Origin of the sequence: Syntrophotalea acetylenica (assembly GCF_001888165.1) — a bacterium.
GTDB lineage: Bacteria > Desulfobacterota > Desulfuromonadia > Desulfuromonadales > Syntrophotaleaceae > Syntrophotalea > Syntrophotalea acetylenica.
Genome location: NZ_CP015455.1, coordinates 398,523 through 415,825 on the forward strand (window position 1 = coordinate 398,523; position 17,303 = coordinate 415,825).

General features: G+C 58.0%; 13 protein-coding genes. 9 read left to right on the plus strand and 4 right to left on the minus strand.

Translation table 11 applies throughout. From position 1 onward, the window contains the following. Positions 1-15: 15 nt before the first annotated feature. On the plus strand, positions 16-420 hold the full coding sequence (locus A6070_RS01835) for an Hsp20/alpha crystallin family protein (protein WP_072286793.1): 405 nt from the start codon (positions 16-18) through the stop codon (positions 418-420). Positions 421-678: 258 nt separating this feature from the next. After that, positions 679-3,297, plus strand: coding sequence for an ATP-dependent chaperone ClpB (gene clpB / locus A6070_RS01840; protein ID WP_072288092.1), 2,619 nt, complete (start codon positions 679-681; stop codon positions 3,295-3,297). Positions 3,298-3,430: 133 nt separating this feature from the next. On the opposite strand, the gene A6070_RS01845 is transcribed toward clpB, so the two are convergent. Both A6070_RS01845 and A6070_RS01850 read right to left on the minus strand, forming a co-directional pair. Further along, positions 3,431-4,105, minus strand: coding sequence for a response regulator (locus A6070_RS01845; RefSeq protein WP_072286794.1), 675 nt, complete (start codon positions 4,103-4,105; stop codon positions 3,431-3,433). 4 nt (positions 4,106-4,109) lie between these two features. Next, positions 4,110-5,549 carry an ATP-binding protein gene (locus A6070_RS01850; RefSeq protein WP_072286795.1) on the minus strand — a complete coding sequence of 480 codons (1,440 nt, stop codon included), beginning with the start codon at positions 5,547-5,549 and terminating at the stop codon, positions 4,110-4,112. A gap of 236 nt (positions 5,550-5,785) precedes the next feature. Here A6070_RS01850 and A6070_RS01855 point away from each other — a divergent pair, with 236 nt between their 5' ends. From A6070_RS01855 to A6070_RS01860, 3 genes are all read left to right on the plus strand, one after another. Beyond that, positions 5,786-6,349, plus strand: coding sequence for a Spy/CpxP family protein refolding chaperone (locus A6070_RS01855; RefSeq protein WP_083558629.1), 564 nt, complete (start codon positions 5,786-5,788; stop codon positions 6,347-6,349). A gap of 157 nt (positions 6,350-6,506) precedes the next feature. Further along, entirely contained in the window at positions 6,507-6,662 is a 156-nt protein-coding gene (locus A6070_RS15500) for a hypothetical protein (protein ID WP_158514003.1), read from the plus strand. Positions 6,663-6,692: 30 nt separating this feature from the next. Further along, positions 6,693-7,187: an Hsp20/alpha crystallin family protein gene (locus A6070_RS01860; protein ID WP_083558631.1), complete on the plus strand. Its 495-nt coding sequence runs from the start codon at positions 6,693-6,695 to the stop codon at positions 7,185-7,187. Between the two features lie 114 nt (positions 7,188-7,301). On the opposite strand, the gene A6070_RS01865 is transcribed toward A6070_RS01860, so the two are convergent. Further along, positions 7,302-10,700: a putative bifunctional diguanylate cyclase/phosphodiesterase gene (locus tag A6070_RS01865; RefSeq protein WP_145926399.1), complete on the minus strand. Its 3,399-nt coding sequence runs from the start codon at positions 10,698-10,700 to the stop codon at positions 7,302-7,304. A 278-nt stretch (positions 10,701-10,978) separates the two neighbouring features. On the opposite strand from A6070_RS01865, the gene A6070_RS01870 reads away from it, so the two are divergent. Further along, positions 10,979-11,254 carry a thioredoxin family protein gene (locus A6070_RS01870; protein WP_072286799.1) on the plus strand — a complete coding sequence of 92 codons (276 nt, stop codon included), beginning with the start codon at positions 10,979-10,981 and terminating at the stop codon, positions 11,252-11,254. Between the two features lie 19 nt (positions 11,255-11,273). Here A6070_RS01870 and A6070_RS01875 read toward each other — a convergent pair whose 3' ends face one another. After that, entirely contained in the window at positions 11,274-11,804 is a 531-nt protein-coding gene (locus A6070_RS01875) for an MXAN_5187 C-terminal domain-containing protein (RefSeq protein WP_072286800.1), read from the minus strand. 177 nt (positions 11,805-11,981) lie between these two features. Here A6070_RS01875 and glmU point away from each other — a divergent pair, with 177 nt between their 5' ends. The 3 genes from glmU (at position 11,982) to A6070_RS01890 (ending at position 17,222) form a co-directional block, all read left to right on the plus strand. Continuing rightward, on the plus strand, positions 11,982-13,376 hold the full coding sequence (gene glmU / locus A6070_RS01880; RefSeq protein ID WP_072286801.1) for a bifunctional UDP-N-acetylglucosamine diphosphorylase/glucosamine-1-phosphate N-acetyltransferase GlmU: 1,395 nt from the start codon (positions 11,982-11,984) through the stop codon (positions 13,374-13,376). 63 nt (positions 13,377-13,439) lie between these two features. Next, the gene (gene glmS, locus A6070_RS01885; protein ID WP_072286802.1) at positions 13,440-15,269 is read left to right on the plus strand and encodes a glutamine--fructose-6-phosphate transaminase (isomerizing); all 1,830 of its coding nucleotides are present in this window, start codon (positions 13,440-13,442) and stop codon (positions 15,267-15,269) included. Positions 15,270-15,545: 276 nt separating this feature from the next. After that, positions 15,546-17,222: a Na/Pi cotransporter family protein gene (locus A6070_RS01890; protein WP_072286803.1), complete on the plus strand. Its 1,677-nt coding sequence runs from the start codon at positions 15,546-15,548 to the stop codon at positions 17,220-17,222. The last annotated feature ends 81 nt before the right edge of the window (positions 17,223-17,303 follow it).

Here is a 17,303-nt window from a genome sequence, read left to right on the forward strand (position 1 = left end):
CAAAGGAGTTAGGCCATGAACGATAAAAATATCACCGTGTCCGATAAAGACCAGAAAGATGTGCGCAGCCGTGAGGAAACCCGTGCCCCGGAACGATATGCCGTACCGGTGGTCGATATTCTCGAAGGCGTCGATGGACTTGCCATGTACATCGATATGCCCGGGGTGGCCAAAGAGGATATGACCATCCATCTCGAGCAGGGCATTCTTACCATCGAAGGCCGGGTCAAGGCCAAGGCCCCCGCCGAGGATATATACCGGGAATTCACCCTGGCCAATTTTTACCGTCAATTCCGGATCCCGGAGGGGATCGATCAGGAAAAGGTATCCGCTTGTTATGCCCATGGTGTGCTTAACCTGTTGCTGCCGCGGGCCGAGATGGCCAAGCCCCGCCGCATTGAAATCGCCCCGGGGGAGTAAGGCGAAGGTTCGAGGCCAAAGGGCCGAGGCCCGAGGATCAAGGGCAAATGACCAATGACCAATGACGGTTTTTTCCCCGCGTGATGCCGCCGGAGCGTAGTGCGTTTTTCTACCTCCTCTTTTGACGCGCATCAAAAGAGGAGGGTGCCGCGCGGGGGCGCAACCCCGCGGTGTTAAGGTTCGGTTTCACTCGGAAAATTATCCAGCGGCTAAAGCGTAGCTCGCAGCCAGGCTTTCAGGAAGGAGATGCTTGTTTTTATGGATATCAACAAAATGACTCAAAAAACCCAGGAGGCTCTGCAGTCCGCCCAGGATATTGCCCTGAAGCGCGGCCACGTGGAAGTCGACGGGGAACACCTCCTGGCAGCCCTGCTGGAGCAGCAAGGCGGCCTGGTGCCGCGGCTGCTGCAGAAAATGAATGTGCAGGTCCCCGGCCTGACTGCTGCTCTGAGACAGGAACTGGACCGTCGCCCCAGCGTTTCGGGTCCGGGGGTGGAAGGCGGCAAGATCTATGTTACCCAGCGCCTCAACCGGCTTCTGCTCAAGGCGGAAGAGGAGGCCAGGCACCTGCGCGATGAATTTGTCAGTGTCGAGCATCTGCTGTTGGCCCTCGTCGATGAAGGCGATGCCACGGCATCGGGCAAGCTGTTCAGGCAGTTCAACATTTCCCGCGACAAACTGCTGGAGGCCTTGACCGCCATCCGCGGCCATCAGCGGGTGACCAGCACTGATCCGGAAAGCACCTACGAAGCGCTGGAAAAATATGGGCGGGACCTGGTGCAGGAAGTCCAGAAGGGTAAGCTCGATCCGGTGATCGGACGTGATGCGGAGATCCGCCGGGTGATCCGTATCCTGTCGCGCAAGACCAAGAACAATCCGGTACTGATCGGCGAACCGGGGGTCGGTAAGACGGCCATCGTCGAAGGATTGGCCCACCGCATCGTTCGCGGTGATGTGCCCGAAGGATTGAAAAACAAGACCGTCTTCGCCCTCGACATGGGGGCGTTGGTCGCCGGCGCCAAATATCGTGGCGAATTCGAAGAACGCCTGAAGGCGGTGCTCAACGAAATCCGTTCCAGCGAAGGGCGTATCCTGTTATTCATCGATGAGTTGCACACCATTGTCGGGGCCGGCAAGGCCGAAGGTTCCATGGATGCCGGCAATATGCTCAAGCCGATGCTGGCCCGGGGCGAGTTGCACTGCATCGGGGCTACCACTCTGGACGAATACCGCAAATATATCGAAAAGGATGCCGCTCTCGAGCGACGCTTCCAGCCGGTGCTGGTCGATCAGCCGACGGTAGAGGACACCATCAGTATCCTGCGCGGACTCAAGGAACGCTTCGAGGTATTTCACGGCGTCCGTATTCAGGATAACGCCCTGGTAGCCGCCGCGACCCTGAGCAACCGCTATATCTCCGATCGTTTTTTGCCCGACAAGGCCATCGATCTGGTCGATGAGGCCTGCGCCACTATCCGTACCGAAATCGACTCGCTGCCGGCGGAACTCGATGAGGTGACGCGCCGCGTTATGCAGTTGGAGATCGAGGAAGCGGCCCTGAAAAAGGAAAAGGATCCCGCCAGCAAGGCGCGTCTGGAAACTCTGCGCAAGGAACTGGCCGATCTCAAACATCAGGCCGATATATTGACGGCCCAGTGGGACAAGGAAAAGGGTGCCATCAAGGATGTGCAGGCACTGCGGGAACAGATCGAGCAGGTTCGCCAGCAGATCGAGGTCGCCGAGCGCAATTACGACCTCAACCGGGCGGCGGAACTCAAGCACGGCCAACTGCCGGAGCTGGAGCGGCGCCTTCATGAGCAGGAGCAGGGCTCGGCGGAAGAAGCCGGCGGCGCCCGGCTGCTGCGCGAAGAGGTGACGGAGGAGGAAATCGCCGAAATCATCTCCCGCTGGACCGGCATTCCGGTGACCCGGCTGGTTGAGGGAGAACGGGAAAAACTGCTGAAACTCGATGAAGTGCTGCACCAAAGGGTGGTCGGTCAGGACGAAGCGGTGCAGCTGGTGGCCGATGCGGTGATCCGCGCCCGCGCCGGGATCAAGGATCCGCGCCGGCCGATCGGTTCGTTTATCTTCCTGGGGCCGACCGGGGTCGGCAAGACCGAGCTGGCCAGGACTCTGGCCGAGGCGCTGTTCGACAGCGAGGACAACATGGTGCGCATCGACATGTCCGAATACATGGAGAAGCATACCGTAAGCCGCCTCATCGGCGCTCCTCCGGGGTATGTCGGTTACGAGGAAGGCGGGCAGCTTACCGAGGCGGTGCGGCGCAAACCCTACTCGGTCATCCTCTTTGACGAAATCGAAAAGGCACATCACGATGTGTTCAACGTGCTGCTGCAGATCCTCGATGATGGCCGGGTAACAGATGCCCAGGGGCGCACCGTCGATTTCAAGAATACGGTGATCATTCTCACCTCCAACATCGGTTCGCAACACCTGCTGGAGGGGGTCAGCCCGGAGGGAGAAATCCGCGAGGCAGCCGGCAAGGCGGTCATGGCCGAACTGCGGCACCACTTCCGTCCGGAATTTCTCAACCGCGTGGACGATATCGTGCTGTTCAAGCCCCTCTCCCGGGAGGAGATCAAAAGAATCATCCATCTGCTGGCGGCCGATCTGCGTAAACGCCTGGCCGACCGGCGCATTGGATTCGAAATCACCGATGCGGCCTGCGATTTGATCGCCCGCGACGCCTACGATCCGGTTTATGGCGCAAGGCCGCTGAAGCGTTATCTGCAGCACCACCTCGAAACCCGCATCGGCCGGGCGTTGATCGGCGGCGATATTCATGAAGGAGCTACGATTAACGTTGACGAGCAGGCTGGAGAACTGGTGGTGACGCCACAAAATCCCGAAGCCTGAATGTGAAACAAAAAAGCCCCGCGGATCCGGCGGGGCTTTTTTGACATCGCGAAAAGACAGGACTGCGAGGGCGAAAAGAAGAGAGGTTTTTGCATTCCACGAACCTTGCACCTTGTCCCTTGAATCCCGCCCTTCATTCCTCTATCTCAAACTTGTACCCGACCCCGTAGACCGACCGGATCACCTCACACTCCGGATTTGCCGTTTCGATTTTCTTGCGCAGCTTCTTGATGTGGCTGTCGATGGTGCGATCTGAGACGATGCGCTGGTCACTGTAGATGCGATCCATGAGCTGTTCGCGGGAAAAGACGCGGCCGGGGTGGGCGGCGAGGTGTTGCAGAAGCTTGAATTCGACAGCGGTGAGATCGAGTTTGTGCCCGTTCAGGCTGGCGTGCAGGCTGGCTTCCTCAAGTACCAGTCCGGTGGCATGCAGGGTCGAGTGGCCGCCGCTGCGGCGAAGCACCGCCTTGACGCGGGCCACGACTTCGCGGGGGCTGAAGGGCTTGCAGACATAGTCGTCGGCCCCCAGTTCCAGTCCGAGAAGCCGATCGATTTCCTCGATGCGGGCGGTGACCATGATGATGGGTACATCGGAAAAGGTCCGAACCTCTTTGCAGATTTCCATGCCGTCGCGGCCGGGTAGCATCAGGTCCAGGAGGACCAGTGCCGGATGGTTTTCCCGCACCCAGGGGACGGCGTCGAGGCCGTCCGTGAGAATGTGGGGATCGAAATTTGCCTGACGCAGGTAATCGGCCATCAGCGAGGCGAGACGGGCTTCATCTTCGACAATCAGTATCTGGTTGTTCATGGCTTTATCCGTTCAGTGGCAGAATGATGGCAATCCACAGGCCGCCCAGTGGCGAGGGGCGGGCCTCGATGGTTCCGTTGTGCGCTTCGACGATGTTCCGGCACAGCGCCAGGCCAAGACCTGCGCCGCCGTGTTGGCGGCTGCGGGAGTTTTCCACCCGGTAGAGACGGTCAAAAAGTCTGGGCAGGGAAGCTTCGGGAACTCCCGGCGCCGAGTCCATGAAGTTCAGTTGTATCGTGGTTTTTGTCATTTCGGCGGATATTTCCAGTTTGCCTCCGGGGTCGGTGTAGCGAAGGGTATTTTTGAGCAGGTTGGAAAAAAGCTGGCTCAGACGTTCCGCATCACCCTGAAACGGCAGGCTGGTGGCGATGCCCCGCATATGCAGGCCGATACCCTTGTCGTCGAATTCTGCCCGATGCGCTTCAGTCGTGTGTCGCAGCACTTCGGCAAGATCCATGGCCGATTTGCGGTACTGCAGGGCACCGATGTCGCTGAGGGACAGTTCGTAAAGGTCGCCGACCAGGCGCTCAAGGCGCATGACTTCGCCATGCAGGGTTTCCAGGGTCTGTTCGGAAAGCGGGCGCACGCCATCCTGCACTGCCTCTATTTCGCCCCGCAGAATCGCCAGCGGTGTGCGTAATTCGTGGGAGATATCCGCGACCCAGCGCCGGCGCGATGCTTCATTGTTTTCCAGCGCTCTGGCCAGGGAATTGAAATCCCGGGCCAATTGCCCGAGTTCGTCACCGCCGGCTTCGTCGACCCGAATATCGTAGCGGCCCGCCGTCAGTCCGTGCGTGGCCTCGGCCAGGTTGGTGAGGCGCTTTACCATGCGTCGCGACAAAGGCAGCGACAGCAGCGCAACTGCCGCTGCCACGAACAGGGAAAGAAAGATCATGGAGCGTCGCTGCTCCTGAGCAAAGCGCCGCTGATGATCATCGATGATGAACACCGGCGGCGTCAATCCCAGATAGCCAATGATGCGATTCTCGACGCTTATGGGGCGGAAAAGAATTTTGTCGACAGGGGTTGGAGAAGCATGAATCGGACGTTTTTCTCCATCCAGCAGACTGACGCGCCAATCGAAGGTCTGGTGCATGGGGGGGGCAGCTCGCTTCCGAGGCCGGAACCCGGGAGGAGCCGGCTCCGGTCCGCGTTTCGGAAACTCGTGACGGGTTGCGAACGGAATGTTTTCGTGGCGGCTGATCATCAGCAGATGTTTCCAGAGGCGCCGGTTGCCGTGCAGAAAATCCCAGGACCGGTGCTGCAGGTACGCCTCCTTGAGAAGGGTTTCCAGGCGGACGAGGCGTTCCTGCTCCATAGTGTTGACATAGCGCAGCAGGCTGCGTTCGAAGCTGAATTTGGTGATCAGGAACATGCTTACTACCACCAGCCCGGTGGCGGCGAGAAAAGCGAGATAAAGGCGATGTTTGATGCTCATTTTCATTGAAGATTCCTGCTCTTTCGGTGCCGTTTTTTCGATAAATAGTATCCATCCGGAAGCCCCGGATGAAAACTAAATAGCATATCTTTGCGAATCTGAACCAGTGGTACCTGCGCAGTCGCCTGTTTTTCCTCAATTCCTTCATATTTTATCCCCATTGCCCGGGTATCTTTTCAGCATGAGCAGGCGCTGGATGGATTCGGGCGCCAAGGGTTCAACCCAAAACGAGGAGGCGAACAATGCAACGAAAAGTATGGAAATGGATTGTCCCTGGCATGCTGTGTCTGATGATGGTGCCGGCTGTCGGCATGGCCTGGCAGAGGGCTCCGGAAGGCGGCCGTGGTGGTGGGTTTGCCAGCATGTGCAGGGCCGGAAAGGCAGGCAGGGATGGCGGGGCGCATGCTTATGGCTGGATGCGGATGCTTCAGAGGCTGGATCTGGACGAGGCACAACAGAAGCAGGTCGCCGGGATTCTCGATGAGCAGCGCCGGCAAGATCAGAAACTGCATGACAAATTGCGCGATGTGAGACGCGAAATGCGCAAGGTCATGGATCCGAAAACTTTCGATGAAAAACAATTGCGCAAGCTGGCCAGTCAGAAGGCGACGCTCCAGGCGGATCTCATGGTTGGCATGGCGCGTACGCACCAGCGGATTTACAACCTGTTAAACGCCGAACAGAAGGAGCTGTTCGACTTTGCCGTAAAACTGCGGCGCATGGATGGAAACTGCCCCATGGGGCCTGAGCGTGGCATGCGCCGGCGGCCTCCCATGCCGTTTGCAGATGAGAAAGTCGCCGAGTAACAAGTCCCTGGATAGTCCCTCCGGCGGAACACTGTGCAAATAATGTTTCAAAAGGGGCCCATCCGGAATTTCCGGATGGGCCTCCGCACAGTTTTCTGCCGAACTCGAGGATTGTTTGGCTGTAGCAGGAAAATCAGGGCGTTGCGCGGAGGCGGATGTGGCTATGCCGCAATCCGACATGCCCGGGCGCCGCTTCGATCCTCCGGCATGCGTTCGGAAAGGCTTGCGGTTGCAGCTTTCCTCGATGCTGGTAACCTTGCTTATGGGGGTTGCCGCAACCGACAATCCCAAAAAAATGATGCGGTTTTCTTGACAACCTCTTTATCGCGTGTTGGAGGAAGCCATGGGGAAAAAAGACAAAAAGCATGAAGACAAGGACGTGTTGGTCCCGGAGAAAGCGGAACTGGTTTCTCCGTTCGAGGAGATGGAACGCTGGTTCGGGGATTTTTTCAATCGGCCGTCTTTCCCGCCCGTGTGGATGCCCCGGATGCGCCTGCCGAGCATGCAGCCGGTGACGCCATCCATCGATATTTACGAGGAGACGGATGCCGTGGTGGTCAAGGCGGAATTGCCGGGGATTGCCAAGGAGGATGTGGAGGTGAACGTCTCCGAGAACCTGCTGACCATTTCCGGTGAAAAAAAAGCCGAGGAAAAGGTCGAGCGCAAGGACTATCATCGCATCGAACGGTCTTACGGCAGTTTTTCCCGATCCATACGCCTACCTGCGGAAACCCTTGCCGATCAGGCCAAGGCGTCCTTCAAGGATGGCGTTCTTGAAATCCGCATTCCCAAAACCGAGGAAGCCAAACAGAAAAAACGCAAGATCGAGATCGAATAGCATTTCTCAGAGAATGCTTGACACTTTGCAAAAAGGCCGGATTTTTCCGGCCTTTTTGCGTTTCTTCCGCAGGTTTCCTGCGTATCGGTATGCGCCGGTCTTGTCTTGTCGCTTTCAGATTTCGTTGGGCCCCGGCTGCTGGTTGTTGATGGTCAGAGGTTGGCATCCGGATAGAATCTCGGTGATGTTTTCCGCCGGCAGCGGTCGGCTGACAAGAAATCCCTGGATCTCGTCGCAGCCGGCTTCACGCAGGAAGTTGAGCTGATCGTAATTCTCGACCCCTTCGGCGATGACCTTGAGGTTGAGCCCGTGCGCCATCTGGATGATGTGCCGGGCGATGTTGGATTCATCGCTGCTGAAAGGCAGGTTCTGTACGAAGGCCCGGTCGATTTTCAGGTGGTCGGCGGGCAGGTCCTTCAGGTAACTCAGTGACGAGAAGCCCGTACCGAAATCATCGATGGAGATGGTGATGCCTACCGAGCGCAGCTCGCGCAGGGTGTCAAAGGCTCTGCTCATGTTGTGCATGATGACGGTTTCGGTGATTTCCAGATTGAGATATTCCGGTGGGAGGTTGCATTCCTTGAGGATCTGGATCACCAGCTGGGCAAAATCGCTTTTCTGTAGCTGGTGCGCCGAAACGTTTATCCCCAGCCGCATGGGCGGATAACCGGCGTCGAGCCAGGTTCGGAGCTGATAACAGCCGGCCTGCAGAATCCATTCGCCCATCGGCACAATAAGGCCGGTCTCTTCGGCCAGGGGGACGAAGACGGAAGGCGCGATCATGTTGCCCACCGGATGCTCCCAGCGGATCAGTCCCTCCAGGCCGGTGATGTGGCCATCTTTCAGATCGACCTGTGGCTGGTAATGCACGCGCAGTTCCTGGCGTTCGAACATGCGCCGCAGGCTGCTCTCCATGGCGATTCTTTCCAGGGCGCGGGCATTCATGGATGAACTGTAGAACTGAAAATTGTTCCGTCCCAGATCCTTGGCGCGGTAAAGGGCTGTGTCGGCGTTTTTGATCAGGTTGTTTGCCTCATGTCCGTCCTTGGGATAGATGGCGATGCCGATGCTGCAGGTCATGAAGACCTCGTGACCGTTGATATCGTAAGGCCATGCCAGGGCTTTGAGGATCTTGTGGGCGACCAGTTCGATTTCTTCATCGTGACATGACTGGGAAAGCAGGATATTGAACTCGTCGCCGCCAAAGCGGCTTACCGTGTCGGTTTCCCGAAGGCAGCCATCGAGCCGCTTGGCGACTTCCCTGAGCGCTTCGTCTCCGGCGGTATGCCCCAGTGAGTCGTTGAGGGTTTTGAACCTGTCCAGATCCAGGAACATCAATGCAAAGGATTCATGGTGACGATGGGCGCGGGCAATGGCCTGATTGACGCGGTCCATGAACAGCAGGCGGTTGGGAAGCCCGGTCAACGGATCGTGAAAAGCCAGATGCTCGATGGTTTTCTCGGCCTCCTTGCGCTCGGTTATGTCGAGCAAGCTTCCGATCAGGGCCGGTTTCCCGTCGCTGGTCCCGCGGCCAATGAGGGCCTCTACATGCAGGGTCTCGCCGGTTTTGCGCAAGCCGACAAATTCATAGCGCATGTGCGCCGCCTGGCTGCCGCCAAGAATTTTAAGGTAGTTGGCGGTGACCAGCAGCTGGTCGTCGGGATGCACAAATTGCGGTTGTTGTTTCGGTTCGGTGATTTCTTCGGGATCGTAACCAAAAATCTCGGCAAATCGCGGATTGACATAGGTATAACGATGATTCTGAAAGACGAAGATGCCGACCAGGCTGTTTTCGATAAGCAACTGGTAGCGGCTTTCAGCCATATCGATGCTGTCGATGAGTTCCTGAATGCGGTGCCGTTGGTGCTTCTCCCGAGCCAGTTGCTGGGTGGTTTTTTCAAGCTGGCGGCTGGAGGTGAAACTTTCCCAGCGATGCTGGGCCAGCAGTTTGTCCATGGTTTCGGAATTTCGCCGGCGCTGTTTTTCGAGTTCGGTATGGCATTCGGCAAACGCCTGAGCCGTATTCTGGCAATGGCGGGTCAGTTCCAGGATTTCGGAAATGGATGCGGCGGGCCATTGGGGCATGATGTGGTCGCGTATCTTTTCGGGCAGATCGCTGGTGGCGCTCGCCAGTTTTTTCAGAGGGTGAAGGATCCTGCTCTGCACCCGAAACGCCACTCCAAGGGCGACGAGACCGGGCAGCAGCAAAAGTCCCATGCTGGTCAGCAGGCGTTTTTGGTTGTGGGCATGCAATCTGCCAACGGATACGCTGAGCAGCAGTCGCGGTGGGCGTCGGTCCTCCGAAATGGATGCCGGCCTGGCAGGTTGCAGGCTCAGGCGGGAAAGATTGTCGGCAGCGGGATCCCACAGCAGCAGTTTTCCCGGAGGGGAGCTGCGGTCAAATAACGCCGCGCCGACGGTTTCGGCGGATTTCCAGGTTTCGCCACCGCCGACCAGAACCCTGTCCGCGCCGTCCAGTATCAGGGCCTCGACCCCCCTTTTCTTTGTGGCCTCGAGGATTCCTGTGTAACTGGATGCGTCAATGATGCCCAGGATGAAGCCGGGCATGCCGTTTTTCCTCTCGACAGGGCAGACGATGCCGGGCAGTGCCGCCCGGGGTCCATTTGCGGGGAGGGTGACAAGGGTCGGCTTTTCCCGCTGTACAATCTGTCTGACCTCGCGGGGAGAAAACGCAGGTCTGAATGCCGCGGGTATCGGCGTGTCTCCAGGGGCCGAGTGGCGTACGAGCATCCGGCCCCGGTCGTCCCAGACGCTGATCTGGAGCAGGCGCTTTTCCTGCTTCAGCAGCAGCGCGATTTTCATCTCCAGATTGTTTTGCACGGATTCAGGCTGCATCAGCGCGGATAGTTTGCCGGACAGGTCGGCATGCAGGACATCCAGACGGTGTTGTATCGTGCGGCAATGATTTGCCAACTGGTTTTCGGTCCCGGGATGCCAGCAGTCTGAGGGGCCTTGCACATTCAACACGAGAATCACCAGCGCGGGCAGCATAAATGCTGCCGCTATGGCATTGATCTCGGTCTCCAGGAAGGACAGTGCGACGGGACACCGAAGACCCCGGTGCTGCAGAAGATGCAGCAGGGCCGCGGCCAAGATGGCGTTGCCAAGACCGTTGATCGTGGTCCATCCGATAATCTGGACGAGATCTCCGGAGGGATACTGCATCAGTACCCCGTAGACCAGATACAAAACCGGCCAGGCAAGCAACCCCCAGAACAGGATGGCCGCCGCTGTAAGGCTGTTGATGCCGCGCTTCAGAATGAATCCGACCGCCGTCGCTTCCGCGACCCACACAAATTCGGGGATGGCCGCGCGGCCGGAGGCCAGGGCGAACAGCGGCGCCATCAGCGCCGCGCAAGTTCCCCATCCGCCACCGTAAAGTCGCACGATCACGAGCACTGGGATCCCCGCCAGCAGCAGGCGCTCCGGGACCCCGCAGGTGAGGGGCAGGCTGTTGCACAGCAAGACGAGGAGAAAAAGAATACCCAGCATGGCAAACCTGGATTCGGGGGAATGGCTGACCCACCGGTTTTTGACCGCATGAACGCTGGCCAATGGGTTCGGTAAGGTTAAACTATAACAAGATGTTATAATTTTAGGAGTAAAAAATGTTTTTTCGGCACGGGAAAGAGAGTTTTTTTCTTTTAAGTGAAAAATGAAGAGGCCATACGAAAAAGGTTGGAATCACGGATGATCAGGTATAATATAACCGAAAAGGTCAGATATGCATTTGACACCAAAGGCCTTGTTTCCGAAGAAAGGAGGCAGATATGCGTATCGACATCATTTGCAGGCCGGATTGCGGTGATCGCTGCCACGCGACGCTGACCAATGTACGCCAGGCTCTGGAACAGATGCGACTCGATGCCGAAGTGCATCTTTACAAGGACCCCCGCAAGATGATCGACAACCGGGTATACGTCACGCCGGCGTTGATGCTGGATGATGTGGTGCGGATTTCCGGTCGGGTTCCGGAAGTTGTTGAAATCAAGGCGCTGATCGCGGAGCGGGCCCGGTACATGCGGCGCCTGCGTGATGCGGTCTGAGGGGCGGGCGCGCCGGGTCCTATTTGGCCTTGGCGCGCAGCTTCGGTTTGCCGTTTTCGATTACGATGCGAAATTCCACGTTCTGCTTGCCGTATTTTTCCAGTATCTGCGCTTTCTGCTTTTCCAGGTATGCGTCAAACTGGCTTCGGCCGGGGGGCGGAGTTTTCAGGGCGCAGCTCTGATGGGCCCGCAACAGATTTTCGTAAAGATCGTCGGATGGAAGGGCTTTGGCGGGATCAGCGGCAGTTTTGGCGGGGCGCCGTTCGGTGTGACGGTGATATTTACCCTCGTCGATGAGTCGCTGGATGCGGTTCCATTGGGTTGCGTAGGTGTGGTAGCGGCTTGACAGGGAATCGAAAAGAAACCGGTGGTCGGTTTTGATGATCCTGCGGGTCGCCAGAGCGCGGAGTTTTCTTTCTATTTCGGTTCGTTGTTTGAGCGGCTCGCGTTTTTCCTCGCCGGAAAAGTAGCGTTCGTAAAGCAGTTCGAGTTCGCGCAGCTCCAAGGCGATATCGTCAAGTTTTTTTTTGAATACCCTGCGTTCATCCATAAATGTCTCACATACCTCCATTGCAGTTCGCTAATTCTACTTGTAAACTCTCAGAAAAGCAAAGAAATTCCTTCGGCCGGAAAGAATGGCGCGGTTTGTCGCCGTTTCGCCGCGCTGTCCTTGACTCATGGGCATGTTTGCCGGATAATGACGCGATTTTTGTCCTGGAGGTTCACAATGCAGCATAACAGACTGGCTGCGGTCATCCTGGCCGCCGGCAAAGGAACCCGCATGAAATCGGAGCAGCCCAAAGTGGTACACCCGGTTGCGGGGCTTCCGATGGTGACCTTTCCGGTAGAGAGAGCCGAGGCCCTCGGCTGCCGGCCGACGGTATTGGTGGTCGGTCATGGCGCGGAGGCCGTTCGATCCGCTGTGGCCGATCACGAAGTGGGCTTTGCCCTGCAGGTCGAGCAGCTCGGAACCGGCCATGCTCTGCTGTGTGCCCGCGAGGCCTTGCGGGATTTTCGAGGCACTTTGCTGCTGCTTTGCGGGGACGTTCCGCTGTTGCGGCACGAAACCCTCGAAGGTCTGGTCGCCGAACATGAAAAACGGCGCGCGGCGGTTACGGTGCTGACCGCCGAACTGAATGATCCCTTCGGCTACGGCCGGGTGTTGCGGGAAGGCGATGAGGTCCTGGGCATCATCGAGGAAAAAGATGCCTCCGACGAACAGCGAAGGATACGGGAAATAAATACCGGTATTTATGTCTTTGAGGCTCCGTTTGTATTCGAGGCCCTGACCGGGGTTGGGTGCGATAATGCCCAGCGTGAATATTACCTGACCGACGTGCTGGCCGCGGCCCGCGCCGCCGGGCGGCGGGTCGGAGCCGTTCTTCTGGAGGATGCCGACGAAGCCATGGGGATCAACGACCGCGTGCAGTTGGCAAAAGCTTCGTCCGTCATGCGGCGGCGCATCAACGAAAAACTCATGCGCGCCGGGGTCACTTTTATCGATCCCGACCAGACCTATGTCGAGCCGCGGGTCGAGATCGCTCCCGATACCGTGGTTTACCCGGGGGTGTTTCTCGGCGGTGTGACACGTATCGGCAGCGGCTGCGTTATCGAAGCACAGGTCACCATCCGGGATTGCCGGCTGGCCGATAACGTCCACGTCAAGCCCGGTTCCGTGCTGGAAGGTTCCGAGATCGGCACCGAGACGGTGATCGGTCCCATGGCCCACCTGCGCCCGGGCACCGTATTGGCCGGCCACAACAAGATCGGCAACTTTGTCGAAACCAAAAAGGCCCATATCGGGTCAGGCTCCAAAGCCAGCCATCTGACCTATATCGGCGATGCCGAACTTGGCGCCAACGTCAACATCGGTTGTGGCACCATTACCTGCAACTACGACGGCGTCAACAAACACAAAACCATTATCGAGGATGACGTGTTTGTCGGCAGTGATACCCAATTTGTGGCTCCGGTGCGGATTGGTCGCAACAGCCTGATCGGCGCCGGGTCGACCATTACCAAGGATGTGCCGGCCGATGCTCTGGCCCTGTCCCGAAGTCAGCAGCGGGTGGTCGAGGGATGGCGCTTGCGCCATGACCCGAAATGCAAGAAGAAGGATTGATGCGCCTTTTTGCGGCTTTTTCCCGACAGGGCGTATATTCAGGAAAAATAAAGGAAGATTGCCATGTGTGGAATCGTTGGATACGTAGGTCCCCGTGAGGCCATGCCCATCATCATCGACGGTCTGCGCCGCCTCGAATATCGCGGTTACGATTCAGCCGGCATCGCCATCATCAACGAAGGCCGCATCGCCATCCGTCGTGCCAAGGGCAAACTCTGCGAACTGGAAAATATTCTGAAGCAGCAGCCTCTTGTCGGGGGGCGCGGCATCGGCCATACCCGGTGGGCAACCCATGGCCGCCCGTCGGAAACCAACGCCCATCCGCACTATGCCGGCAACGTAGCGGTGGTTCACAACGGCATCATCGAAAACTATCTCGAACTCAAGGAGCGGCTGATCGGCCAGGGGCACGCATTCAGCTCCGAGACCGACACCGAGATCATCGCCCATCTTGTTGACCAACATCTGCGCGAGTGCGGGGATTTTGAAATCGCCGTGCGCCGTGCCCTCGGCGAGGTACGCGGTGCTTATGCCGTGGCTATCCTGTGCGAATGCGAACCGGAAAAAATGATCGCTGCCCGCCTCGGTTCGCCGCTGGTGGTCGGGCAGGGGCAGGGTGAGTTTTTCGTCGCTTCCGATATCCCCGCGATGCTGTCCCACACCCGGGAAATGATCTTTCTCGATGAAGGGGAAATGGCGATTTTCGCCAATGGTACCATGCGGTTTACCGATCTGCAGGGTACGAGTGTCCAGAAGACCTCCCGGACCATCACCTGGAATCCGCTGATGGCCGAGAAGGGCGGTTTCAAGCATTTCATGCTCAAGGAGATCTACGAACAGCCCCGCGCCGTCTCCGATACCCTGGCGGGCCGCCTGTTCCCCGAACGGGGCGAGATTTTTCTTGAAGGCCTCAACCTTACGGATGAGCAGTTGCGGGGGGTTGAAAAGCTCAACATCGTCGCTTGCGGTACCTCCTGGCATGCGGCCCTTGGCGGGAAATTTCTCATCGAAAAAATGGCGCGTCTTTCCGTCGAGGTCGACATCGCCAGCGAGTTTCGTTATCGCGATCCGCTGGTCGATGAACACACCCTGACCGTGCTTATCAGCCAGAGCGGCGAGACAGCCGATACCCTGGCGGCCCTGCGCGAGGCCAAAGCCAAGGGCGGCATCACGGTGGCGATCTGCAACGTGGTCGAGTCATCCATCGCCCGCGAAAGCGACGGTGTCATTTATACCCACGCCGGTCCCGAGATCGGGGTCGCCTCCACCAAGGCTTTTACCACCCAGTTGGTGGCTCTCTACCTGCTGGCTCTGCATCTCGGCCGGGTGCGAGGCATGATCGATGCCGTGCGTTGCCGGGAGCTCATCGAGCCTTTGCTGAGCCTGCCCCGGAAGATGGAGCAGGCCCTCGAATCCGACGAGCAGATCCAGACAATTGCCAGGGAATTCATGCATGCCCGTGATTTTCTTTATCTGGGGCGCGGCCTCCAATACCCCATCGCCCTGGAAGGGGCCCTCAAGCTCAAGGAGATCTCCTATATCCACGCCGAAGGTTATCCCGCCGGGGAGATGAAACATGGTCCTATAGCTCTGATCGACGAAAACGTGCCGGTGGTTTTTCTCTGTCCTATCAACGACACCTTTGAAAAGGCCATCTCCAACATGGAAGAGGTCCGGGCCCGTTCCGGTCGCGTCATCGCCGTGGCCACCGAAGGGCATGTCGGCCCCCTCGGCGATGTGGATGCCCTGATCACCGTGCCGGAAACCACCGATGAGATAGCGCCGGTTCTGACCTCCATCCCCATGCAGTTGCTGGCTTATCACATTGCCGTGCTGAAAGGGACCGACGTCGACCAACCGCGCAACCTGGCCAAAAGCGTCACAGTAGAGTAAGCCTGCCGGCGTTGTTAGCTGGTATCCATCCGGAAACTCCGGATGAAAACTAGCTGGTGGTGTCCGAAACCGAAGAGCCCGCCGGATCAAGATCCGGCGGGCTCTTCGGTGCGAGTGGGCCAAAGGTGCATTGCCAAGCCGGGAAACCCTTCGAAAAAGGACGATTTCCAGGCGGGTTTTGATGTATATTGCCCGGGAATGAGGTTTTTGGGCAACCGGACAGAGGTGATGGCAGCCCTTTGTTTTTTATAACCCCCAACGTTCGAGAGCCAGAAAATGATTGAACCTTTCAAGATGGGATATACCGTTCTGGGCGGCCTCGGAATTTTCATCCTGGGGATGAAGTTCCTGTCGGAAAGTCTGCAGATGCTTTCAGGCGGGCTGATCCGCAAGGCGATCTCTTCCGTCACCGCCAATCGTGTCCTGGCGGTGCTGGTCGGCCTCAGCGTCACCGCTTTCGTTCAATCTTCGTCGATCACCACGGTCATGGTTGTCGGCCTGGCCAACGCCGGCCTGATGCAGTTAAGTCAGGCGATCGGGGTCATTCTGGGCGCCAATATCGGCACCACCATCACTGGCTGGATTCTCGCGGTCAATATCGGCAAGTATGGCCTGCTACTGGTCGGTCTGGGCATATTCCCGATGCTGTTCGTGAAAAACGAGCGTATTTCCGGCATTGCCAAGGTCGTTGTCGCCCTGGGGATGATCTTCTTCGGCCTGGAGATCATGAGCGGGGCGTTCAAACCGCTGCGCGACGCGGAAGGATTCAGGAATCTGATGCTTCTGCTCGATGCCCGGTCCCTGCCGAGTCTGCTGGGGTGCGTCGCCATCGGTTGCATGATGACCATGATTATCCAGAGCAGTTCCGCGATGCTCGGCATCACCATGGCCCTTGCCACCACCGGCGCCATCCCGATGCAGACCGCCGTGGCGCTGGTTCTGGGAGAGAATATCGGCACCACCATCACCGCCCAGCTCGCCGCACTCGGTAGCACCTTTACCGCCCGGCGGGCCGCCATGGCCCACAGCATGTTCAACGTTGCGGGGGTTCTCATCATCATCGCCATATTTTCCCCTTTTATCAGCCTGATCGAAACCCTGGTTCCCGGCGCCTCCGATTATGTCAACAATGTCGGCAGCCGACCCTACGTTGCCGCCCATATTGCCTTTGGGCACTCCTTTTTCAATGTGGTGGCGACCCTTGTCATGTTGCCTTTCCTCCAGTATCTGGAAAGAGCGGTGGTCAAAATCGTGCCGGAGGCCGGTGCTGCGGGAAAAGGGCCGTTCAAATATTTCGGCCCGCCCGGCAGCATGCCGCTGGCGATGGGTGTCTCCATGGTCCATGAAGAGCTCAAGCGCATGTACGGGCTGGTCCAGACGGCTTTGTGCCATGCCGGTAACCTGCTGAAGCCGGAGAGCAAGGGGCGGGAGCGCTTCACCCAGAAGATAAAAGCGATCGAGGACGAGACGGATATCATGCAGAAAGAGATCACGACTTTCACCGTTTCCCTGATGCAGGCCGGCAATTCCGGGCTGGAGCAATCGGACCGGGCTTATGCTTATATCCGCGCCGCCGATGAGCTTGAATCGATTGCGGATTATGCGGCCTCGATCAGTTCCTATGTGAAACGGCTCGAAAAGAACGAGCTCGATTTCAGCGAGGATGCCTGGAAGGATCTGGAAAGTTTCCACTCCAGGGTGCTTGATTTTTTTGCCCGGACCGGAAAAATGCTTGAGAACGAGGACAGTGGCAGCGCGAACGACATGTGGAAGGAGGCCTCAGGGCTCAATGCGTTTGCCAATGCCATTCGGGATGCGCACCTCGACCGGATGAAGGACGGTTCCTGCGGCGCCTTGTCAGCCCTTATCTTCAGCGACATGGCAATTGCTCTGCGTCGGATCAAAAACCATACGGTCAATCTTTACGAAGCGTTATCCTCCGAGGATCGGTGAAACGAATCCATGCCGGGACGGAACTCTTGCGCTTCCGGGTGCTGTCCGGGGGGATGTGCAGGGCTTGTCGTTATCTGACAG